Source organism: Pseudomonas sp. KSR10 (genome assembly GCF_022355455.1).
GTDB classification, from domain to species: domain Bacteria; phylum Pseudomonadota; class Gammaproteobacteria; order Pseudomonadales; family Pseudomonadaceae; genus Stutzerimonas; species Stutzerimonas stutzeri_E.
In genome coordinates this window covers 63421-85411 of record NZ_JAKOEN010000025.1, presented here as the reverse complement: position 1 = coordinate 85411, position 21991 = coordinate 63421, and the positions used below count along the sequence as shown (strand labels likewise).

At 63.0% G+C, this 21991-nt stretch carries 20 protein-coding genes and 1 pseudogene; 6 read left to right on the top strand and 15 right to left on the bottom strand.

Annotated elements, in window-relative coordinates:
* A complete protein-coding gene (locus tag MCB86_RS22400) occupies window positions 1–708 on the bottom strand; it encodes an SURF1 family protein (protein ID WP_239612252.1) in 708 nt (235 codons plus the stop codon).
* Window positions 709–778: 70 nt separating this feature from the next.
* Here MCB86_RS22400 and MCB86_RS22395 point away from each other — a divergent pair, with 70 nt between their 5' ends.
* Window positions 779–979 (top strand): twin transmembrane helix small protein, encoded by a 201-nt coding sequence (locus MCB86_RS22395; protein ID WP_045164425.1) that lies wholly within the window; start codon window positions 779–781, stop codon window positions 977–979.
* A 57-nt stretch (window positions 980–1036) separates the two neighbouring features.
* On the opposite strand, the gene MCB86_RS22390 is transcribed toward MCB86_RS22395, so the two are convergent.
* From MCB86_RS22390 to MCB86_RS22355, 8 genes are all read right to left on the bottom strand, one after another.
* Window positions 1037–1936, bottom strand: a complete 900-nt coding sequence (locus tag MCB86_RS22390; RefSeq protein WP_239612200.1) for a cytochrome c oxidase subunit 3 — start codon at window positions 1934–1936, stop codon at window positions 1037–1039.
* On the bottom strand, window positions 1933–2514 hold the full coding sequence (locus tag MCB86_RS22385) for a cytochrome c oxidase assembly protein (RefSeq protein WP_239612199.1): 582 nt from the start codon (window positions 2512–2514) through the stop codon (window positions 1933–1935). The genes MCB86_RS22390 and MCB86_RS22385 overlap by 4 nt, the downstream gene beginning before the upstream one ends.
* 231 nt (window positions 2515–2745) lie before the next feature.
* Window positions 2746–4374 (bottom strand): cytochrome c oxidase subunit I, encoded by a 1629-nt coding sequence (ctaD, locus tag MCB86_RS22380; protein WP_239612198.1) that lies wholly within the window; start codon window positions 4372–4374, stop codon window positions 2746–2748.
* A 12-nt stretch (window positions 4375–4386) separates the two neighbouring features.
* Complete coding sequence (gene coxB / locus MCB86_RS22375; RefSeq protein WP_045164421.1) at window positions 4387–5520, bottom strand: cytochrome c oxidase subunit II; 1134 nt, start codon at window positions 5518–5520, stop codon at window positions 4387–4389.
* Window positions 5521–5729: 209 nt separating this feature from the next.
* Window positions 5730–5993: a hypothetical protein gene (locus tag MCB86_RS22370; protein WP_080890681.1), complete on the bottom strand. Its 264-nt coding sequence runs from the start codon at window positions 5991–5993 to the stop codon at window positions 5730–5732.
* A gap of 109 nt (window positions 5994–6102) precedes the next feature.
* The gene (locus MCB86_RS22365; protein WP_239612197.1) at window positions 6103–7641 is read right to left on the bottom strand and encodes a SulP family inorganic anion transporter; all 1539 of its coding nucleotides are present in this window, start codon (window positions 7639–7641) and stop codon (window positions 6103–6105) included.
* Between the two features lie 89 nt (window positions 7642–7730).
* Window positions 7731–8462: a carbonic anhydrase gene (locus tag MCB86_RS22360; protein ID WP_045164418.1), complete on the bottom strand. Its 732-nt coding sequence runs from the start codon at window positions 8460–8462 to the stop codon at window positions 7731–7733.
* A 207-nt stretch (window positions 8463–8669) separates the two neighbouring features.
* Window positions 8670–9734 (bottom strand): PA0069 family radical SAM protein, encoded by a 1065-nt coding sequence (locus MCB86_RS22355; protein ID WP_045164417.1) that lies wholly within the window; start codon window positions 9732–9734, stop codon window positions 8670–8672.
* 168 nt (window positions 9735–9902) lie between these two features.
* Here MCB86_RS22355 and MCB86_RS22350 point away from each other — a divergent pair, with 168 nt between their 5' ends.
* Window positions 9903–10976, top strand: a complete 1074-nt coding sequence (locus MCB86_RS22350; RefSeq protein ID WP_239612196.1) for an acyltransferase — start codon at window positions 9903–9905, stop codon at window positions 10974–10976.
* 427 nt (window positions 10977–11403) lie between these two features.
* Here the strand turns inward: MCB86_RS22350 and MCB86_RS22345 are convergent.
* From MCB86_RS22345 to MCB86_RS22330, 4 genes and pseudogenes are all read right to left on the bottom strand, one after another.
* Window positions 11404–12175: pseudogene (locus MCB86_RS22345) on the bottom strand (DUF1835 domain-containing protein).
* A 17-nt stretch (window positions 12176–12192) separates the two neighbouring features.
* Window positions 12193–12471: a YheV family putative zinc ribbon protein gene (locus tag MCB86_RS22340; RefSeq protein ID WP_045164414.1), complete on the bottom strand. Its 279-nt coding sequence runs from the start codon at window positions 12469–12471 to the stop codon at window positions 12193–12195.
* Window positions 12468–14546: an oligopeptidase A gene (prlC, locus tag MCB86_RS22335; RefSeq protein ID WP_239612195.1), complete on the bottom strand. Its 2079-nt coding sequence runs from the start codon at window positions 14544–14546 to the stop codon at window positions 12468–12470. The genes MCB86_RS22340 and prlC overlap by 4 nt, the downstream gene beginning before the upstream one ends.
* Before the next feature lie 102 nt (window positions 14547–14648).
* Complete coding sequence (locus MCB86_RS22330; RefSeq protein WP_045164413.1) at window positions 14649–15638, bottom strand: bile acid:sodium symporter family protein; 990 nt, start codon at window positions 15636–15638, stop codon at window positions 14649–14651.
* A gap of 84 nt (window positions 15639–15722) precedes the next feature.
* On the opposite strand from MCB86_RS22330, the gene MCB86_RS22325 reads away from it, so the two are divergent.
* Both MCB86_RS22325 and MCB86_RS22320 read left to right on the top strand, forming a co-directional pair.
* Window positions 15723–16547: a helix-turn-helix transcriptional regulator gene (locus tag MCB86_RS22325; RefSeq protein ID WP_239612194.1), complete on the top strand. Its 825-nt coding sequence runs from the start codon at window positions 15723–15725 to the stop codon at window positions 16545–16547.
* A gap of 37 nt (window positions 16548–16584) precedes the next feature.
* Window positions 16585–17127, top strand: a complete 543-nt coding sequence (locus tag MCB86_RS22320; protein WP_239612193.1) for a gamma carbonic anhydrase family protein — start codon at window positions 16585–16587, stop codon at window positions 17125–17127.
* 41 nt (window positions 17128–17168) lie between these two features.
* On the opposite strand, the gene MCB86_RS22315 is transcribed toward MCB86_RS22320, so the two are convergent.
* A complete protein-coding gene (locus MCB86_RS22315) occupies window positions 17169–17927 on the bottom strand; it encodes an SDR family oxidoreductase (RefSeq protein ID WP_239612192.1) in 759 nt (252 codons plus the stop codon).
* 115 nt (window positions 17928–18042) lie between these two features.
* On the opposite strand from MCB86_RS22315, the gene MCB86_RS22310 reads away from it, so the two are divergent.
* Complete coding sequence (locus MCB86_RS22310) at window positions 18043–18981, top strand: LysR family transcriptional regulator (protein WP_239612191.1); 939 nt, start codon at window positions 18043–18045, stop codon at window positions 18979–18981.
* A 73-nt stretch (window positions 18982–19054) separates the two neighbouring features.
* Complete coding sequence (locus tag MCB86_RS22305; RefSeq protein WP_239612190.1) at window positions 19055–19699, top strand: HAD family hydrolase; 645 nt, start codon at window positions 19055–19057, stop codon at window positions 19697–19699.
* Here MCB86_RS22305 and MCB86_RS22300 read toward each other — a convergent pair.
* Entirely contained in the window at window positions 19696–21639 is a 1944-nt protein-coding gene (locus tag MCB86_RS22300) for an alkaline phosphatase D family protein (RefSeq protein WP_239612189.1), read from the bottom strand. The genes MCB86_RS22305 and MCB86_RS22300 overlap by 4 nt on opposite strands.
* Window positions 21640–21991 lie beyond the last annotated feature (352 nt).

Below are 21991 nucleotides of genomic sequence, written 5' to 3'. Positions count from 1 at the left end.
TCACTGCTTGCTCCCTCGCGCCTGATGCACGCCGAAGTAAATGAATAACGCCAGCAGAGCTGCCGCCAGCGCAAACCATTGCACCGCGTACCCCAGGTGCTGCTGCGGCTGCATGCTGGTGATCGGCCAGTCTGCCCGGTACGCTGCCGGGCCGGGCTCAAGTCGCAACTCGTATTCAACGCCATCACGTCCGAGCAATTGCCACAGCGCTTCGACATCGACGTGATTGAGCAGCCTTGGCCAACCCTCGGCCATGCGCTCGTTTAACAAGAACGGCTTGCCAGAAGGTGCATAGACCCAGGCGGCCAGCTTCAATGGGCGATCCGGCGTATCGAACTTCGGCGGGATCCGCCGATCCGGCCAGGGTATCCAGCCGCGGTTCACTAGCACCCAGCGACCGCTTGGCTGATCCTGGAAGGGTTGCAACAGCTCGACACCAACCTGGCCGTCGCGGGTACGGCTGTCCAGCAGGAAACTGTGTTCGTCATCGAAACTGCCCTGCAAATGGATTCGACTGTAGGCGGGATCTTCGAATTGCTCGATCTGCTCGGGTCCGACCGGCGCCGCCTGCTGCCGCGCTTCCTGGCGAGCCAGCATGTCGCGCTTCTGTTCGCCGCGCTCCAGCTGCCAGAACCCCAGCCAGACCAGCAGCGGCAGCAGCGTCAGGACCAGCAAGGTCGGCAGCAGACCGGGTTTGAACCCGCTCATGCCGCGCCCCACAGCGTATTGATACGGCTGGCTATACTGCACCCCCACTTCCCCTACTACGGACTCGCTCATGCTCAAGGCGGCGATCGTTCTGTTATTAGTAGCCACGCTGGTCAGTCTGTTCAGCGGTCTGTTCTTTCTGGTCAAGGACGAGGGTCGAACCTCCCGCTTGGTGACCGCATTGTTCGTTCGTGTCACCCTCTCTGCCCTGACGATCGCGCTGATCGCCTGGGGCTTCTATTCCGGGCAGCTGCATCCGGGTTTCGGCTAGCTCAGGTCCGTATGTAACGCCGCTGCGGTCGCTCCAGCCTTCAGCCGAGGCCGGCGTTCAAAGCACGTAGACGAAAATGAAAAAGCCGATCCAGACCACGTCCACGAAGTGCCAGTACCAGGCAGCCGCCTCGAAGCCGAAGTGCTGTTCCGGCGTGAAGTGACCGCGGAAGCTGCGCACCAGCATGATCGACAGGATGATCGCGCCAATGGTCACGTGGGCGCCGTGAAAGCCCGTGAGCATGAAGAAGGTCGCGCCGTAGATACCCGAGCCAAGCGTCAGCCCCAACTCGGTATAGGCGTGAATGTATTCCTCTATCTGCAGGGCCAGAAACGAGGCGCCCAGCAGCACGGTCAATCCCAGTCCGAGCTTGAGGTGTTTGCGGTTTCCTTTGCGCAACGCATGGTGCGCCCAGGTCAGCGTGAAACTCGAGGTCACGAGCAGGATGGTGTTGATCAGCGGCAGTCCGAAGGCACCAATAGTGCCTTCAGGCGCCGGATAAAGCTTGGGATCGGGGTTGTTCAGCAGTGGCCAGGTATATTCGAAGTTGGGCCACAGCATATTGCTCACGCCCTTGTCGCCCTCGCCACCGAGCCAGGGGCCGACCCAGTAGCGGATGTAGAACAGCACACCAAAAAACGCGAGAAAGAACATGACTTCGGAAAAGATGAACCAGCTCATGCCCCAGCGGAACGAACGATCCATCTGCGCACTATAGAGCCCGGCTCGGCCTTCGCGGACGACCGCGCCGAACCAGCCGAACATCATGTAGGCAATCAGCAACGCGCCCACGAAGAAAATCAGTGGGCCGTTCGATTCGGCGCGATCGGCCTTGAGGTCGTTGAACCAGGTGCCGAGACCAAAGACCGTGATCAGCAGTGCGACCGTGGCGATTATGGGCCACTTGCTCTGGGCGGGAACGTAGTAATTCTCGTGCGTGGTGGTCTGTTGGCTCATTGCTGACTCTCCTTGGCCGCCACCACGGACGCCTGATCAACGACGGCGACGGGAGGTTGGCGAGACGTGATATCGAACAGGGTGTAGGCGAGCGTCAGATGACGCACGTCTGCGGGCAAATCACGATCGACAATGAAACGCACCGGCATTTCGATGCGCTCACCAGGCTGCAGCACCTGCTGGGTAAAACAGAAACATTCGGTCTTATGGAAATATGCCGCCGCCTTCGACGGCGAAACACTCGGCACGGCCTGTGCCGTCATTGGCTTGTCGGTGGGGTTGTAAGCGACGAAGCGCATTTCTCGGGTGGCGCCGGGGTTGACGGCGATCTGATCGGCCATCGGCCGGAATTCCCAGACCATTCCCGACGCGTTGGTGGCGAGAAACTGCACCCGTACCTCGCGCGCCTCGTCGGTGGTCTGCGTGCCTCCGTAGGCACCTGCCGTCTTGCCGTTGATTCCGAAAGCCTTGCACATGACGTCGTAGATCGGCACCAGCGCAAAACCGAAGGCGAACATCACGACGACCACCAACAGTAGCCGGCGGACAAGTCGGGCGGTGGGCAGAGAATCGCTCATCGCGTCCTCCTCACACAGGACCGTTCAACGCGCAACCCAAGCTTCGGCTTGGTGCTGTTACGCGGGTGGGCTGAAGCCCACCCTACGAAGTAGTCGGCGCCCCGCATCACCTCAGCTGGGGAAGGCTTCAGCCAACCTTCATGGCCGCCCTCGTTTCCGATATCACAGGCGCACCCCGTCGTGGCCAACCCTTGGCCAGCCGCCGACCTGAAGCCGCCAAGGGCGGCAACGCTATTCATGCTTGGGCCCCGTGCGGTGCTCATGGAGTTCTTCCATGCTCGGCGGAACGCTGAAGGTGTGATAGGGCGCCGGGGACGGCACGCTCCATTCCAGACCATCGGCTCCATCCCAGGGCTTGGCCGCGGCAGCCGGGCCACCGCGAATGCACTTGATGACGATGAATAGGAACAGCAGCTGAGTCGCCCCGAACATGAAGGCACCGATGCTCGACACCATGTTGAAGTTGGCGAACATCATGTTGTAGTCCGGAATGCGTCGCGGCATGCCGGCCAGCCCCACGAAGTGCATCGGGAAGAACGCCAGGTTCATGCCGATGAAGCTCATCCAGAAGTGCAGTTTGGCCAGTGTCTCGTCGTACATATGCCCGGTCCACTTGGGCAGCCAGTAATAAGCCGAAGCAAAGATGCCGAATATCGCACCGGGTACCAGCACGTAGTGGAAGTGCGCCACCACGAAGTAGGTGTCGTGGTACTGGAAGTCCGCCGGCGCGATGGCCAGCATCAGGCCAGAAAAACCGCCAATGGTGAACAGGATGACGAAGGCCACGGCGAACAGCATCGGGGCCTCGAAGGTCAGCGAGCCACGCCACATGGTGGATACCCAGTTGAACACCTTCACCCCGGTTGGCACCGCGATCAGCATGGTGGCGTACATGAAGAACAGCTCGCCAACCACCGGAATGCCGACGGTGAACATATGGTGCGACCAGACAACGAACGACAGAAAGGCGATGGCGCCGGTGGCGTAGACCATCGAGGTATATCCGAACAGCGGCTTGCGGCTGAAAGCGGGAATGATCGAGCTGACGGCGCCGAACGCCGGCAGGATCATGATGTACACCTCGGGATGGCCGAAGAACCAGAACACATGTTGGAACAGCACCGGGTCGCCGCCGCCGGCCGCGCTGAAGAAGCTGGTGCCGAAGTGGATGTCCATCAGCATCATGGTCACCACGCCGGCTAGCACCGGCATTACCGCGATCAGCAGGAAGGCGGTGATCAGCCACGTCCAGACGAACAGCGGCATTTTCATCAGGGTCATGCCGGGTGCGCGTAGGTTGAGAATGGTGGCGACCACGTTGATCGCGCCCATGATCGAGCTGATGCCCATCAGGTGAATGGCGAAGATGAAGAAGGTCACCGACTCCGGCGCGTAGGTCGTCGACAGCGGCGCGTAGAACGTCCAGCCGAAGTTGGGTCCGCCGCCCTCCATGAACAGAGTCGAAATAAGCAGGCCGAAGGCCGCCGGCAGCAGCCAGAAGCTGAAGTTGTTCATCCGCGGCAGCGCCATGTCCGGTGCGCCGATCATCAAGGGGATCATCCAGTTGGCCAATCCGACGAACGCCGGCATCACCGCGCCGAAGACCATGATCAGGCCGTGCATGGTGGTCATCTGGTTGAAGAATTCCGGCTGCACGATCTGCAGCCCCGGCTGGAACAACTCGGCGCGGATAACCATCGCCATCGAACCGCCCAGCAGGAAGGCGCAGAAGCTGAACCACAGGTACATCGAACCGATGTCCTTGTGGTTGGTGGTCAGCACCCAGCGCATGAGCCCCTTGGCCGGGCCGTGGTGATGGTCATGCCCGGCATGACCATGATCGTCGATCACTGCACTCATCACCTGATCCTCTTACTGGGTGGCTTCTTCGGCCTGTTTGAAGACGAGCACGTCTTTCGGCGTGACCATGTCGCCCTTGTTGTTGCCCCACGCATTGCGCTCGTAGGTCACCACCGCGGCAATGTCGACCTCGGACAGCTGCTTGCCGAAGGCGGCCATGGCGGTCCCCGGCTTGCCATTGACGACGATGCTGAGGTGGTCTTCGGCCTCGCCAGTGGCGATGGGCGAGCCCTTCAGCGCCGGGAACATCGGTGGCAGCCCCTCGCCTCCCGCCTGGTGGCAGGACGCACAGTTGGTCTGGTAAACCTTCTCACCGCGGGTCACCAGCTCTTCGAGCGTCCATTCCTTGCTGGTCAGCTCGGCGAGCTTGGCGGCTTCCGCCTTCTTCTCGCCGAGCCAGGCGGCGTAGTCTTCCGGTGACTTCACCTCCACGACAACCGGCATGAAGCCATGGTCCTTGCCGCACAGCTCAGTGCATTGGCCGCGGTAGATGCCCGGTTTATCGATACGGGTCCAGGACTCGTTGATGAAGCCGGGAATGGCATCCTTTTTCACTGCCAGATCCGGTACCCACCAGGAGTGAATGACGTCCGCTGCGGTGATCAGGAAGCGCACCTTGGCGCCCGTCGGAATCACCAGCGGCTCGTCCACCTCCAGTAGGTAATGCTCGCCTTTGGGCTCGAGATTGTTGATCTGATCGCGCGGCGTGGTGAGGTTGCTGAAGTACTCGACATCCTCGCCCAGGTACTTGTAGTGCCACTTCCACTGATAGCCGGTGATCTGGATATCGACATCCGACTCGGACGCGTCGTAGATGTGGATAAGGGTGCGGGTTGCCGGAACTGCCATCCCGACGAGGATCAACAATGGAATGATGGTCCAGAGCACCTCGACCCGAGTGTTCTCGTGAAAATGCGCCGACTCCAGCCGCTTGGAACGGCGGTGAGCGAGCATCGACCAGAACATGGCGGCGAACACCAGCACGCCGATGATTACGCAGATCCAGAAGATCGTCATGTGCAAATCGAACACGGAACGACTGACTTCCGTGGCACCGGAGCGCATATTCACGTCCCAGGCCGCCTGGGCCTGGCCGAATAGCGACCACAGCCCAATCCCCATCCAGACTCGTGGATGTCGCGACATTGCGGGTTCCCCTTATGGTTCTTGTTATCCCGCCGACTGCTGTTCGTCCGGTTGCCAAAGCGAGCCACGCTCACCTCGACCGCCTGACTACACGCTGATCTGGCTCCCCCCAATTCCTGGGCACCAACCCTCGCTTTGCACGCACAGTCGGATTCAATCGGTACGCTTACGATCGGAGTATAGACAGCGATGCCGGACTGGCAATTTCGTCAGCTACTCGCGTTGGCCTGCGCTGCTCGGGGCTGATCATTCTTCTTCACACCACGGACATTCATCAGTGCCAGGCATACCTGCAACGTGATCAGCGCCCAGGCCTGGGCATGCCATCCCCAGATGATCCAGAGCAGGTTGCTCAGCAGAAAACACCAGAAACCGACCATCCGGCGCCCCGGCTTCAGCGAGCCGATCAGCCAGGCGGCGAGCACCGTGACCACCATTGCCGGCCATTGCAGCAGATCGAGAAACACGTCCAACTCAGTCCTCCAGAACGAACAGCAGCGCATCGGGGCTGCCGATGCGCTGCAATCAGAGAACGCGTCCCACGCGCGCCCTTGTTAGAGAATGAGGGCTTCGCCGTACGGATTAGTTCCCCTTGGCCGCACCGGCGAGATGCGCCGCCTGTCGGCGCCGCCCCTCCACCCGCCGCGTAAGCGCACGTGGCTCGATGACCAGCCGGGCGCCCTTGGCCTGGTTCGAGCGGTGCCACTCCCCCAGCAGCTCCATGCAGGCGTGGTCGATATAGCGCAGGTGCTCCATCGGCACGTAGAGCCAGGCGTCCTGAGGCACACCTTCCAGCGCTCGCGCCAGCTGTGGCACCTTGAGGAAGGTCGCCGCACCCTGCATGCGCAACTCGACCCGAGGCCCGTCCTGCACCACATTGATCCTCAACCGTGAGGCCTGCCAGGCCAGCTGCGCCAAGGTCAGCGCGAAGCCCACCAGCACGCCGGTCAGCAGGTCGACAGCGACGATGGACAGCGCGGTGACGACGTAGATCAGCATGGCCATGCGGCCGTAGCGACCCAGTTGGCGCAACGCCTTGAGGTCGATCAGCTTGAGACCGGTGTAGACCAGCACGCCGGCCAGACTCGCTACGGGAATACGCTCCAGCAACGCCGCAAGCAGGACCACGGCCGCCAGCAGCCAGACAGCATGCAACATGGCCGACAGCCGGGTGCGGGCGCCGGCCTGGACGTTGGCCGAGCTGCGCACGATCACGCCGGTCATCGGCAGCGCACCGAGCACACCGCAGAGCATGTTGCCTATGCCTTGGGCTGACAGCTCGCGATCGAAATCGGCCCGCGGCCCTTGGTGCATGCGATCGACCGCGGCCGCCGACAGCAAGGTTTCGGCACTGGCGATAAATGCGACGGCCAAGGCCGCGACCAGTAGACCAGGATCAGCGAAGGCCAGCAGATCGGCCGGGCGCAGCCAGCTGATCGCATCGGAGAGGTTTTCTGGCACTTCGATGCGGCGGACGTCGAGCCCCACCCACAAGCCCACCAGCGTCGCCGCCGCGACACCCAGCAGCGCGCCGGGCAGCAAGCGCAGCCGTTGCGGCCGGAGCCGGTCCCACAGCCACATGCAGGCGATGGTCAGCAGTCCGAGGGATGCTGCAATCAGGCCGTCACCGTTGCCGGCAAACGGCAGGGCTGACCACAGCGCGGCCGGAAAGGCGCTGAGGTTGCCCAGCCCCGAGGCTTCCGGCTGCGCATCCATCATCACATGCAGCTGCGATAGCACGATAAGGATGCCGATGCCGGCCAGCATCCCATAGACCACCGCCGGCGCGGTGACCCGGAACCAACAGCCCAGCTTCAGTCGGCCCGCGAGCAATTGAATCGCGCCGGCCAACAGCAGGATCGGACCGAGCATGGCAGCGCCGTACTGCTGCACCAGTTCGAAAACCAGCACCGTGAGACCGGCGGCCGGGCCGCTGACCTGTAGCGGCGCACCGGAGAGCCAGCCCCCCACCAGCCCGCCGATGATGCCGGTGACGACACCTTTGGCGGGCGGCATACCCGATGCGATGGCGATGCCCATGCACAGGGGCAACGCCACCAGAAAAACCACCACCGACGCCATGAGATCGCGTGGCAGGGTCGCTTTGATCGTTTCATTCATCCAGAGATTCCTCGAACACGCCGCGACGCCGACAGCGTCGCGTGTGGTGATAGCTGATGCGTTCGGCCGGCGTGACTCGCCGGCGGCTTTCAGGCCTGCAGGTAGCGCGGAGCAGGAGTCGCCACTGGCGAAGGCCCGTCGCCATCGAGCGGCGCGAAACGGCCCTGGTTGGCGTCATAGGCGAGGATTTCACTGGTCTCGATGCAATAGACCCAGCCGTGAATCGACAGCTGGCCACCCGCGAGCCGGGAAGCCACCGAAGGATGGGTGCGCAAGTGGTCGAGCTGGGCCACGACGTTCTCTTCGGTGAGCACGCCCAAAGCATCACCGGCGGTGCAGTTGCAGTTCTCTTCCACCAGGCTGCGCGCCACTTCGCAGTGCCGGAGCCAGGCTTTGACAGTGGGCATCCGCTGCAAGCCGCCGGGGTTGAGCACCGCCTTCATCGCACCGCAATCGGAATGCCCGCAGACGATGATGTGCTGCACGTTCAGCGCCATCACCGCATACTCGATGGCGCTCGATACACCGCCGTTCATCTGGCCGTACGGCGGCACCACATTACCGACGTTGCGGGTAACGAACAGGTCGCCCGGCGAACTCTGGGTGATCAGCTCCGGGACAATGCGCGAGTCGGCGCAGGTGATGAACATGGCGCGCGGCTGCTGGGCCTTGGCCAGGCGGGCGAACAGAGCCTGCTGCTCGGGATAGACCTCGGTACGGAAGCGGCGAAAGCCATCGACGAGATGAGCGAACGACTCGTCAGCGCTTTCGCCGCGTGCAGGTAATTTGGTGGACTCGGTGCGAGCGGTGGGTTCACGCATGGGCTGGTCTCCAGATACAGGGCAAAGACGTGCCAGGGTCACGAGACCGGCCTGCGGCCAGCGTGACTGACTGGTCACATTTGTATGGAGGCTAGCCAGCGAGACTTAACTGAAACTGAACGAACCGCTCTAGAACGAGTCTTTGCGACGAACTGACCAATCGCTAAATGATGGCACCGCCGTACCGCTTCGCACGGCCGAGATCCTTCAGAGCAGTGACATCTGCGAACCCGGCACGGCGAAGCGGCTGCAGTCGAGTCCATAGTTCTGGTCTCGGCGGTTGTAACCCAACCGCTTGCAGGCCAGCTGGAAACGCTGAGCAAGCAACTGTGCGAACTGCCCCTCGCCGCGCATGCGACTGCCGAAACGACTGTCGTAATCCTTGCCGCCGCGCGACTGGCGCACCAGACTCATGACGTGAGCGGCACGCTGCGGGAAATGCTCCTGCAACCACTCGTCGAACAGCGTCGCCACCTCATGCGGCAGGCGCAGCAGCACGTAGCCGGCCGAACGCGCGCCCGCTTGCCGCGCCGCCTCCAGAAGCCGTTCGAGCTCCATGTCGTTGATCATAGGGATCATTGGCGCGCACATCACACTCACCGGCACGCCGGCCTCATGCAGCGTGCGCAGCGCCCGCAAACGCGCCGAAGGCGAGGCGGCGCGCGGTTCCATGATGCGCTTGAGCTCGTCATCCAGGGTGGTCAGGCTGACCGAGACGCTGACCAGCTTCTGCTCGGCCAGCGGCACCAGCAGATCGAGATCACGCAACACCAGCGAGCCCTTGGTGATGATGTGCACCGGATGTTTAAAGCGCAGCAGGATTTCCAGTGCCTGGCGCGTCAGCCGCTGCTCGCGCTCCAATGGTTGATAGGCATCGGTGTTGACTCCCAGCGCGATGGGCTGCGGCACGTAGCCGGGCTTGCTCAATTCCTGTTCGAGACGCTCAGCGAGGTTGGTCTTGGCGATCAGGCGGGTTTCGAAATCGATTCCCGGCGACAGATCCCAATAGGCGTGGCTGGGCCGTGCGAAGCAGTAGATGCAGCCGTGTTCGCAACCACGATAGGGATTGACCGAACGATCGAAACCGACATCCGGCGACTGATTGCGTGTGATCACGCTCTTCGCCGTCTCGCCGCGCACCTCGGTGGCACGGGTCTGAGGCACATCCTGTTCCCAGCCGTCGTCGTAGACCTCGCTGCGAGTCGGGGCGAACCGGTTGTCCGGATTGATTGCGGTGCCACGGCCGCGAGGTGTCGTTGACGTAGCGCGCATAGCGACCTCTAAAATACTGTTCATGCATACAGTACACAATATCAGCCAGTGCGAGGCATGCCAACGGTCGGAAAAAAACGAATCGGCTGGGAATTATTTCCAGTCAGCTGTGCCAAACACGCCACAGCTGAAACCTCGGCTGCTTCTGGTATCGACAAGGAGGTGCAGATGCCCACCCACCCAAGCACCCGCTTTGCGCGCGAAAACAATTTCGATTTCCTGAGATTCTTTGCCGCCACCCTCGTCTTGCTCGTTCACAGCTATCCGCTGACCGGGCGCCGCCCCGATGAACCCATCGAATTGCTGACCGGCTACGAGAACGGTGGCGAATTCGCCGTCGCGGTCTTCTTCGTCATCAGCGGCTACCTGATCACCTCTTCCTGGATCAACAGCAGCAGCGCGAAAAGCTTCCTGATCAAGCGCGCACTGCGGGTTTTCCCGGCCTTGATATTGGCTGTTCTGCTGTCGGCATTCATCATCGGCCCGCTGGTAACCGATCACCCCTTGAGCAGCTATTTCTCGTCTCCCGCCACCTGGACGTACCTGCAGAATATCCTGCTCGTCACACGCTTCGAACTGCCGGGCGTGTTCAGCCAGAACATCTACCCGAACGTGGTGAACGGCTCGCTATGGACGCTGCCGCTCGAAGTGATGATGTATTTAGGTGTGCTGATCTTGGGGCTGACCGGACTGTTGCAACGCAGGCTGATCTTCCTGCCCATCGCCGGCCTCGCCGTGGGCCATTTCTGGCTGTTGGAAAGGCTCGGCATCGAGTCATTCTTCATCAACAACATCTTCAAACTGGGCCTGCTGTACTACACCGGCGCCGCTATTTTCCTCTACCGCGATGCATTGCCCTGGCGCGGTTGGGTTGCTGCGGTGTTGGTCGTGGCGCTGGCGCTGACCTTTCATACCGCCGCCGGCCCCTACGTTTACGTAATCGCACTGCCCTATCTGGTGATCTACCTCGCCTATGCGCCGATTCCCCTGATTTCCCGGTTCGGCAAGTACGGCGATTTCTCCTATGGCATGTATATCTATGCCTTCCCCTTCCAGCAGCTCACCGTTTACCTGCTCGGTCACGAGATTGGCGTGTTCTGGCTGACGGCCATCAGCCTCGCGCCGACCCTGCTCCTGGCAATCCTGTCCTGGCACCTGATCGAGGCGCCGGCGATGAAGCTCAAACAACGTTTCTCGGGCGCACCGCAAACTGGCGTGGTAGCCCCCAAGACGTTGGTCTGAATCGAAAACGAGGCATCGAGGGGCCTTGACTGTAGCGACAGCCGAAAGTCTTCTTTCGCTTGCTTTACGGTGTGGGTTCGGTGGTAGCGGCGCGGATCGGTAGCGCCGTCAGCGTAGCTCGACGGGCAGTGTCGGGCCGCCTTTCTTTTGCCAGGTGCCACTGAGTTGGCCGTCGCGGCCAAGCTGAAGCTTGAACACCGCAGGTTCGTCACGCTGCTCTCGAAGAACAGAGCGGCTGCACGCGCTGCAGACCCGACTCACTGAACAGCTCCGGCAGCGAGAGGGGAGCACTTCATCGCATGAACCTCAGCGCTGGCGTTCAGCAATTGGGATTACGGTGTGAAGCCTAGAGGACAAATGCTTCGCCTGGCTTGGTAGCCATCGGGTGCCGCTCGCTACGCGAGTCGAGCAACCTGCTCATGCACGCTTACTCAGGTGAGATAAGACGCACCTGCACCTTGCTGTATTCGGCTTCTGCGCCGTCGCTGAGCTCGATGACGCCATGTTTCGCCGCCTCACGGGCGCGCCAGTAAAGGAAGAGGTCTGTGGGGGAAGAAACCGTCGCAATGGCCCATGACCTCCGCCATGGCACGCGCCAAGGGCATCCAGTCATCACCGCAGGCCGCCAAGAGCCCGCTATCTATCCGCGAATGGTCTTCACCAACGAAACGCCCGTCGATCCAGCGGCGTATCGCTGCGTTCTCATCAACGGCGGCCCGCCATTGGCCGGCGAGGTCGGCGATGCGAGCGGGCTCGAGCAGACGCGGTTGATAAAGCGCCGCCAATGCATCCGGCGCACGCATGGATACTGCCAGGCGCGTGCCGACTCGACTGTCACCGGTGCCACAGGCGACCTCATGCAGCGGAATCGATGAGCCTTCCAGGGCTGCCGCCACCCGCGTCAGCATCAACTGCTCGGAGGCGCTATCGCCATGCCAGACCGTTATTTGCCGCGACTGATCAGCCAGCCGCGCCAGCCACTCGGCATCGTTGGCGATTCCGGAGAAATCCGGCCGAGGCTCCAGCCCGACAGGCCAGACCTTCTCCCAGAACGCCAGGCGCGTATTGCATGGCGGGGATTCGATATCAGCGAGCGGCCCGACCGCCAGCTCGTCGCGCAGAATGCGGACCTCGTTGCCTTCGGCCAGCAGTTGGCGGACGCTGTCGGCGGCGAGATCGCCACAGGTGATATGCCACATGGCGATTCTCCAATCTGTCAGTCGGGTTTTTTCTTGAGCTTCGGGTTGGGGAAGAACTGTACCGCCTGAACCTGCGGATCGGCCGGCTTCGGTTTGCCCTGGTTGACCCGCGTGCCCAGTTCCGACGGCACGGATTGGCCCTGGGCATTGAGGGTGTCGGCGTAACCGCATTCGACGCACTCGCGATGGGGCACGCCATCGACGTCCCACATCTTGATACTGTCAGTGGCGCTGCACGCCGGGCATACGGCGCCAGCGATGAAGCGTTTGGTGGTCACCTTGGGGCTGTCGCTCATGCCACCTCCTCGCTCAGGCCAAGATGGCGCAGCAGCGCGTCGGTGGATGGCTCGCGACCGCGGAAATCGACGAACAGCACCATCGGTTCCTGCGAGCCGCCGCGCGCCAGGATCGCCTCGCGGAAGGCACGCCCGGTATCGGGGTTGAACACACCCTCTTCCTCGAAGCGCGAAAAGGCGTCGGAGGACAACACCTCAGCCCACTTGTAGCTGTAGTAACCGGCCGCGTAACCGCCGGAGAAAATGTGCGCAAAGCTGTTGGGGAAGCGGTTGCTGGCCGGCGGACGCATCACCGAGACTTCATCGCGGATGCTTTCCAGCACCTGGAGCACGCTGCGGCCGTCGCCGTGAGCGGCGTGCAATTCGAAATCGAACAGCGAGAATTCCAGCTGACGCACCATCACCAGGCCGGACTGGAAATTCTTCGCCGCCAACATCTGGTCCAACTTGTCCTGCGGCAAGCGCTCGCCGGTCTGATAGTGACCGGAGATCAGCGCCAGGCCTTCGGGCTCCCAGCACCAGTTCTCCATGAACTGGCTGGGCAGCTCCACCGCATCCCAGGCCACGCCATTAATGCCCGACGCGCCGGCATGCTCGACCTGAGTCAGTAGGTGATGCAGGCCGTGGCCGAACTCGTGAAACAGCGTAGTGACTTCATCGTGAGTCAGTAGCGCCGGGCGTTCGCCCACTGGCGGGGTGAAGTTGCAGACCAGATTGGCCACGGGCGTCTGCAACGTGCCCAGGCAGGTACGGCGCTTGTCGCGCGCGCCATCCATCCAGGCACCGCCACGCTTGTTCGGCCGCGCATAGAGGTCGAAGAAGAAGCGCCCGACGTGCTCGTCTTTTTCGCGAATTTCGAACAGGCGAACGTCCGGATGCCAACTATCGAAGTCTTCCAGCTCGTGGATCTCGATGCCGTACAGGCGCTTGACGATGGCGAACAGGCCGGACAGCACCTTATCCACCGGGAAGTAGGCACGCAGTTCTTCCTGGCTCAGGCTGTAGCGCGCCTGGCGCAGTTTCTCGCCGAAGTAGTTGACGTCCCAGCTCTGAAGATCAGCGACACCCTGCTCGGCGGCGAAGGCTCGCAGTTCCTTGAGGTCACGCTCTGCGAACGGCTTGCTGCGGGTGGCCAGATCGCGCAGGAAGCCCAGCACCTGATCGGTGCTTTCGGCCATCTTGGTGGCCAACGACAGTTCCGCGTAGTTGCCGAAGCCCAGCAGCTGGGCCAGTTCCTGGCGCAGGTCGAGGATCTGCTCCATCACCGGGCCGTTATCGAACTGACCGGCATTCGGCCCCTGATCGGAGGCACGGGTGGAATAGGCGACATAGACTTCTTCGCGCAGCGCACGGTTGTCGGCGTACGTCATCACCGCGTAGTAGCTGGGGAATTCCAGGCTGATCAACCAGCCATCCAGCTCCTTGGCCTTGGCCGCTTCGGCCATCTGCGCCTTGGACGAATCGGTGATGCCGGCCAGCAGGCTTTCGTCGGTGACGTGCTTGGTCCAGGCCTGGGTGGCGTCGAGCAGCTGGTTGGAAAAAGTGCTGCCCAGCTCGGCGAGCTTCATGCGGATCGCGCCGAAGCGTTGCTGCTCGGCCGGCGGCAGGTCAATGCCAGACAGGCGAAAATCACGCAGCGCATGTTCGAGAATGGTCTTCTGCGCCACGTCGAAGCCGTCGGCCTCAGGGCTGATCGACAACGCCTGATAGGCGGCGAACAGATCGGGATTCTGCCCGAGCTCGGTGGCGTAAGCGGACAGCTTCGGCAGGCAGGCCTCATAGGCACTACGCAGTTCCGGGTTGTTGCGCACTGCATTGAGATGGCTGACCGGGCCCCAGGCACGGCTGAGGCGTTCGTTCATTTCGTCCAGGCCCACCACCAGGGTGGACCAGTCGAGGCTTTCGGCAGGGCGGCTGAGCAGTTCCTGCAGGGCGACCCGGTTGTCGCCGAGGATGGTATCCACCGCCGGCTCGACGTGCTCCGGGCGAATCTCCGAATAGGGCGGCAGGTCGAAATCCCGAAGCAGCGGATTGGTATCGGTCACGGCAGTTGCCCCTTGTGAATAAATGATCATCGACGCATGTTAAAGACAAACGTGCGTCTGCGCAGCCTGGTAACGAACCGATAGAGCCGCTCTATCCCGGCCGAACAGGCGCCGTCCCACCATGCGCACCTGCTATTGGACCGCCGCCTGCTCGGGCAATTCGGGGCGCCGCGCGTAACGCTGGGCAAGCACCGCACAGACCATCAGCTGAATCTGATGGAAGATCATCAACGGCAGGATGATCATCCCCACCGCGTTGGTGGCGAACAGCACCTGCGCCATGGGCACGCCAGTGGCGAGGCTCTTCTTCGAACCGGCGAAGATAATAGTGATGCGATCTTCTAGATTGAAGCCCAGCCGCTTGGCGAGAAATTGCGTCAGCCACAGCACGATGGCCAGCAACAGGCAGCACGCCAGCACCAGCCCCAGCAGGTGGGTAAGCGGCACAAGCTGCCAGAGCCCCTCGACCACCGCGCCGCTGAAAGCGACATAGATCACCAGTAGGATCGAGCCTTGGTCGACACTCTTCAGCCAGCTCTTGTTGCGCGTCACCCAGGCGCCGATCCAGCGCCGCGCGATCTGGCCGGCGACGAAGGGCACCAGCAGCTGCATGACGATCTTGCCGATGGAGTCCAGCGTCGAACCGGCCTCACCTTCGACGCCCATCAGCAGCAGCACCAGCACCGGCGTCAGGAAGATACCGATCAGGCTGGACGCGGCCGCGCTGCAGATCGCTGCCGGAATGTTGCCACGTGCCAGCGAGGTGAAGGCGATAGCCGACTGCACCGTCGCCGGCAGGGCGCAGAGGTAGAGCATGCCCAGGTACAGCTCGGTGCCGACCAGCGGCGTCAATACCGGCTTGAGCGCCAGCCCCAGCAGCGGAAACAGCACGAAGGTACAGGCGAATACCAACAAATGCAGGCGCCAATGGCCCGCGCCGGCGAGGATCGCTTCACGCGACAGCTTGGCACCGTGCATGAAGAACAGCAGCGCGATCGCCAACGTGGTCAACCACTCGAAGAACACCGCGCCGCGTCCTTCGCAGGGAAACACCGTGGCGATCGCCATGACCGCGAGCAGGGCGAGGGTGAAGTTATCGAACAGCATGCGGAGCTTGGCCATCTTTGGATTCCTTGGGTCTTGCGGACGACGGGAATGGACCTTAACGTGGGCGCCAGCTTCCGACTAACGCCAAGCAGGCATGAAATGTCTTCAAACGGACATATCCCCACCGTGATGGCGCGCCTCAGCGAACTCAAACACCTGCCGCGCCCCGTCTATGGGCAGCTGGATTCGCCACCGAATCTCAAGCTCGGCTATCGCCACAGCCATCCCTGGGTGCAGCTGTCCCATGCGGTCGAAGGGGTACTCGAGGTGCGCACCGACATGGGCCGTTTCATCGCGCCGCCGCTGCGCGCGGTGTGGATTCCGGCCGGGATCACTCATCAGGTGTTCTGCGCGCCGGACACCTGTATCCGCAGCCTGTACATCGACCGCAGCGTGGCGGGCGAGGCGCCGGAGCATTGCCGCGTGCTGCAGGTGAGCCCGCTGCTGCGCGAGCTGATCCGCCATTTCAGCACCCTGCCCGAAGCCTACGCCGAAGAGGGTGCAGACGGACGCCTGGTGCAGGTGCTGCTGGATCAACTGGGGTGTGCACCGGAAGTCGAACTGGTACTGCCGCTACCGGCCGAGCCGCGTCTGCAGCGACTGTGCAAGAGCCTGCAGGCGCAGCCGGAATCGCAGGAAGGTCTGGCCGACTGGAGCCGGACGCTGGGCGTTTCGGAACGAACCCTGAGCCGCTTGTTCCTGCGCGAAACCGGGCTGACCTTCCGCGCTTGGCGCCAGCGCTTGCGGCTGCTCAGCGCCTTACCGGCACTGGAGCGCGGCGAGCGGGTCACCGATGTGGCGCTGGGCTGTGGTTATGAATCGCTGTCGGCGTTCATCGCCGCCTTTCGTGAACAGTTCGGCGCCACACCGGGCGAATTCTTCCGTCCCGGCAGCGATGCCATCGAAGGTCGGGTCTATCAGTGACCGACCACCCTTCCACACGCGCCTACAGGAGCAACGCATGAGCATCCGAACCTACCAGGGACACACGCCGGCACTGGGCGAGCGAGTTTTCGTCGATCCCAGCGCCGTGCTGATCGGCGATATCGAGATCGGCGAGGACAGCTCCGTCTGGCCGCTGACCGTGATCCGCGGGGACATGCACCGCATCCGCATCGGTTCACGCAGCAGCATCCAGGACGGCAGCGTACTGCACATCACTCACGCCGGGCCCTACAACCCGGACGGCTATCCCCTGACCATCGGCGACGAAGTCACCGTCGGGCACAAGGTCACGCTGCACGGCTGCACCCTGGGCAGTCGCATCTTGGTGGGCATGGGTTCGATCGTGATGGATGGCGCGGTGGTGGAGGACGAAGTGATCATCGGCGCTGGCAGCCTGGTGCCGCCAGGCAAGACGCTGGAAAGCGGTTACCTCTACGTTGGCAGCCCGGCCAAGCAGGCGCGCCCGCTGACCGACAAGGAGCGCAGCTTCTTCAGTTACACCGCTGGCAATTACGTGAAGCTGAAGAACCAGCATCTAGCAGAGGGCGTTGGTATCTGACAGGCGAGCCGGTGCGCGGTGCACCGGCTCGCCTGGCTGCGTCAGAGGAACATTCCGCCCGATGCCTCGATGCGCTGACCGGTGATCCAACGCCCCCCCTCACCGAGCAACGCGGCCACGGCCAGGCCGATGTCGTCCGGTTGACCGACGCGCCCGAGCGCCGTGTTGCTGGCGACGAAGGCGTTCAGGTCAGCGTTGTCCCGCACCGCACCGCCGCCAAAGTCGGTTTCGATCGCACCGGGGGCGAGCACGTTGACGCGGATGCCGCGCGCGCCGAGCTCCCGGGCCTGGTAGCGGGTCAGCACCTCGATACCGCCCTTCATGGTGGCGTAGGCCGCATAGCCCGGCAGCGCGAAACGGGCCAGGCCGCTGGAGACGTTGAGGATGCGCCCGCCATCGGCGATCAGGGGCAACAGGCTCTGGGTCAGGAAGAACGGCCCTTTCAGGTGCAGGTTCACCAGCAGGTCGAACTGCGCCTCGCTGGTCTCGGCAAAGCTGGCGTGCTCGCCGACACCGGCGTTGTTCACCAGAAAATCGATGTCCTGCCGACCAAAACGTTCGGGCAGCGCCGCGCGCAACTGCTCGGTGAAACCGGCAAAGCTGGCGCTGGCGCTCACATCCAGTTGCAGCATCAGGGCGCGCGCACCGAGGCCGTCGATCTCGTCGGCTACCGCTTGTGCTTCGGCGACCTTGCTGTGGTAGGTGCCAATCACGTCGACGCCTTCGGCAGCCAGATGCAATGCCGCGCTGCGGCCGAGTCCGCGGCTGGCGCCGGTGATCAGGGCGATTTTGCCTTTCATGATGAGTCTCCCGTCTGGTAAATGACGGAGCCACTGTATTTGTCAGCTGGCGTCGGATAAATCAGTAAGGCCTGGATAAACTATTCGCTTAATCCGACCAATCTGGAAGCCGCCGATGAACCTGCTCGATCTGTTGCGCACCTTTGTCCGGGTCTATGAGCTGGCCAGCTTCACCGGCGCGGCCGATAGCCTCGGCCTGCCCCGCTCCACCGTTTCCGAACAGATCCGCGCCCTGGAACAACGCCTCGGCGCGCGCCTCTTGCAACGCACCACACGGCGGGTTCAACCGACCCAGGATGGTCAGCTGCTGTATGAACGCTGCCGCGACATGCTCGATCAGGTCGAGGAGGTCGAGGGGCTGTTTCGCGAAGCCAGCACGCTCAAGGGCCGCCTGCGAATCGACCTGCCAGTCGCTCTGGCGCGCAACCTGGTGATGCCCCGTCTGGGCGAGTTTCTAGACCGGCACCCGGCCCTGGAAATCGAAGTCAGCGCCACCGACCGGCTGGTGGATCTGGTGCGTGAGGGCTTCGATTGCGTGCTGCGCATCGGCGAAGTCGCCGACTCGGGTCTGGTCGCGCGCCGGCTCGGCCGCTATCCGCTGGTCAACTGCGCGAGCCCCGCCTATTTGCGCACCCACGGCATCCCGCAGACCCTGGCAGACCTCGCCCATCACCGACTGGTGCACTACGTCTCGGTGCTCGGCGCGCGCTCCTCGGGCTTCGAATATCTGCAAGACGGCAAGCCGATGTGCCTGCCGATGCAGGGCCGGGTGACGGTGAACAACAGCGACGGCTACAAACAGGCCTGTCTCGACGGCTTTGGCCTGATTCAGGTACCGCTCGCCGGCGTCCGCGAAGCGCTCGATCGCGGCGAGCTGCAACTGGTGCTACCCGATCACGTGCCGGCACCGATGAGCGCATCGCTGCTGTATGCCCACCGGCGCAATCTGCCACGACGGGTACAAGCATTCATGGACTGGCTCGGCGGGTTGATCGAAGAGGACATCAACGCCGCGCACGCGCTCGCCCGTCGGTTGCAGGTCGCGGCACGCTGAATCGACCCGGGTTTGCCCGATCGGCGCCCGGTACGGGACAATTGGCAGCCATCCAGCCGAGCGAGCCGCTGCCATGCACCAGTCCACCCTCCTCTTCGACCTCGACGGCACCCTCACCGACCCGCGCGAAGGCATCACCCGTTCGATCCAACATGCGCTGGCGCAGCTGGGGATCGACGAGCCGGACCTGGCCAAGCTCGAGCCCTTCATCGGGCCGCCGCTGCTGCAGGCGTTCATGGAGTTCTACGGCTTCGACGAGGCGCGCGCCTGGGAAGCGGTGGGGCATTACCGCGAGCGCTTCAAGACGGTCGGTCTGTACGAGAATTTGCTGTTCGACGGCGTGCTGGAGCTGCTCGAACACCTGCGCGGTCAAGGCCGGACGCTCTATGTCGCGACGTCGAAACCCTCGGTCTTCGCCCGCGAAATCGCCCGGCATTTCGCCTTCGATCACCATTTCAAGGTCATCTACGGCAGCGAACTGGACGGCACCCGCACCAACAAGGTCGAACTGCTTGCCCACCTGATCGCCGAAGAACGGCTCGATCCAGAGCAGACACTCATGATCGGCGACCGCAAGCACGACCTGATCGGCGCTCACAGCAATGGGATGAAGGCGGCGGCGGTGGGTTACGGCTTTGGCAGCCATGCCGAGCTCATGGCGCAATCACCCGCGTATTACTACGCCACGCTGCCGGAACTGCGCGCAGCGTTCGGCTAGGGCCTCTGGTCGCGCTCGGGTGCAAAGGTAACCGGCGGCGAGCCATCGGCGTTGAGCTGCTCGACCCGCGACGGCCGGCCTTCGGCATCCAGCCGCACGCGCCCGATCCCCGCACCGTTCCACAGCCGCTCGCCGGACTGGCTGCGGCTCGGCAGCCAGGGCTCGACGCGCACGCGACGACGCTTGGTGAACCAGTTCAGCGGCGAGCGCGGTGAGTAAAGCCAGCGGTTGAGCCGATCGAACAGATCCAGCAGCCGTCGCGGAAATTCGTTCTTCACGCCGCTGCTGGTGATCTGCCAGAGCCTGGGGCCCTCAGCTCGGCCGCGAACGTGCACCTGATAGGCGAAGGAATAGTGCACGTCGCCGGACAGGATCACGTAGTTTCCCGGCGTGCGGGTATGGCGAAAGATGTTGAGCATGACCTGCGCCGCGCCGCGGTGGGCCATCCAGTTTTCCGCGTCGACCAGCAGCGACAGTCCAGCCCAGCTGAACACGCGCTGCACGGTCTCGATCAGCTTGACGCCGAACATCGGCGCCGGCGAAACGATGATCACCGAACGATGATCGAGCAGTTCCTGCTGAAAATCGGTCAGCGCCTCCCAGTCCATCAAGCCCGAAGGTCTGCTCAGGTTACGCTCGCTGCGCCAGCGTCGAGTACGTGTGTCGAGCACCACCAATGCTGGGTCGCTGGGCAGCACATAGCCCCAGTCGCCGCGCTGCAGCACCTCATCCACCACCTGATCGTGCAGGCCGCAATCGAGTCGCCCATCTTCGCCGCTGGCCAGCAACGCCTCGACCGCGTCCAATGAAGTGACACAGGCATCAGGATCGTTGCCCCACGCCTGACAAAGCAGATAGCCGAGCAGTGCGTTGCCGATGATGCGCCGCGAAAAGGGATGGCCGTAGGCGGTCTGCTCCCAGCGCGCACTGAGATTCCAGTCGTCGGTGATGTCATGGTCATCGAAGATCATCAACGACGGCAGATGCGCCAATGCCCGCGCGACTTCTGGCAAGCCCGCTCGGAAGCCTTCGATGCAGTGCGCCTCGTTGGACCAGCGCTCGGCCAGATCTGCATCCAGCGGTGGCGTCTGTAGCTCGATCAGCCCCCACGGCAGCGGCGACCAGACCAGCAGGTACATGGCCAGGACCTCGCCCAGCGAGACCAGGTGATTGTGTGCGCTGGAGGTTGTGAACACCGGCTTTTCCACGCCGCCGAAGAAGCGTTCGCGCAGCGCCTCGTTGGACTTGAACGCCGGCAGCAGCTGCTCGCGTCGGTAGTAGGTGGCCGGATGCGCCATCAGCTCATCACTGTCGGCGACAACCGCACCTTCCAGGCATTCGCCATACAGGCCAAGACGGTGGATCAGCGCGTGGATGGCCACCAGGGTCGGCCCGGCGACATCGTCGGCGTAGATCTGGTCGCCGGTCATCAACAACGCGGCGGGCCAGCGCTCGGGCGTCTGGCGCGCATCGGCGATCAACGCATCGACCGTTACCAGCCCGTCCGCAGCCGGATGGTGCGGTTTGCGGCAGGACCCGTGCAACAGGTCGTCATGGCGTGACCGCACGACGAAGGCCGGGCGACTCGCGCTCGCATGGAGCAGGTGCGGCGCCCATTCGGCAATGCCCTGTTCGGCCCCCTGGTGGCTGATCAGCAGGTCGTACTCGATCAACCGATCGACGGGCAGCGGCGTATCCAGCTGAAGATCTATCAGGTGCAACCAGGCCCAGGTGCCAATACGCAGCAGGCGACAGGCCTCGCCTTCCACCGCCAGCGAACGCGGCGTTTCACCCTCGGGCTGCAACATCAGGCGCAACGACAGCGGCTCGCTGGCCACCAGCCAGAGCACTAGCCGCCTTGCTTGCACCCTGCGCAACATGGGCCCGGCGAGCACGGCGGGCAAAGGCGAAGCGTTGGCAGGTGGCGCGCGGTCGTTCATGCATCACTCGTGGATGGCGGGTCAGGGATCAGAGTGTAACCAACCTTGCGGGTTCGCCTGCGCCTGCCACGATTAAGGAAATGACGGAGCCTGATCACCTCATCCCAAGCCTGTTCGCGGTCAAGACCGCTCTCACAAGAAGTTCGCTGCACCTGTGGGAACGGTCTCGACCGCGGTTTTTTTCACCCAATCTTGCCGACCCGCTAGCGGCTGATGGGAGCGCTGACTGCCTTCACCCTGATGCACAAAGCAACAACAGCGTCCGACCAACACGCTGCCTGCCCGCCCTTCGCGGTCGAAACCACTCCTACGGAATTCGCTACACCTGTGGGAGCGGTCTTGACCGCGAATG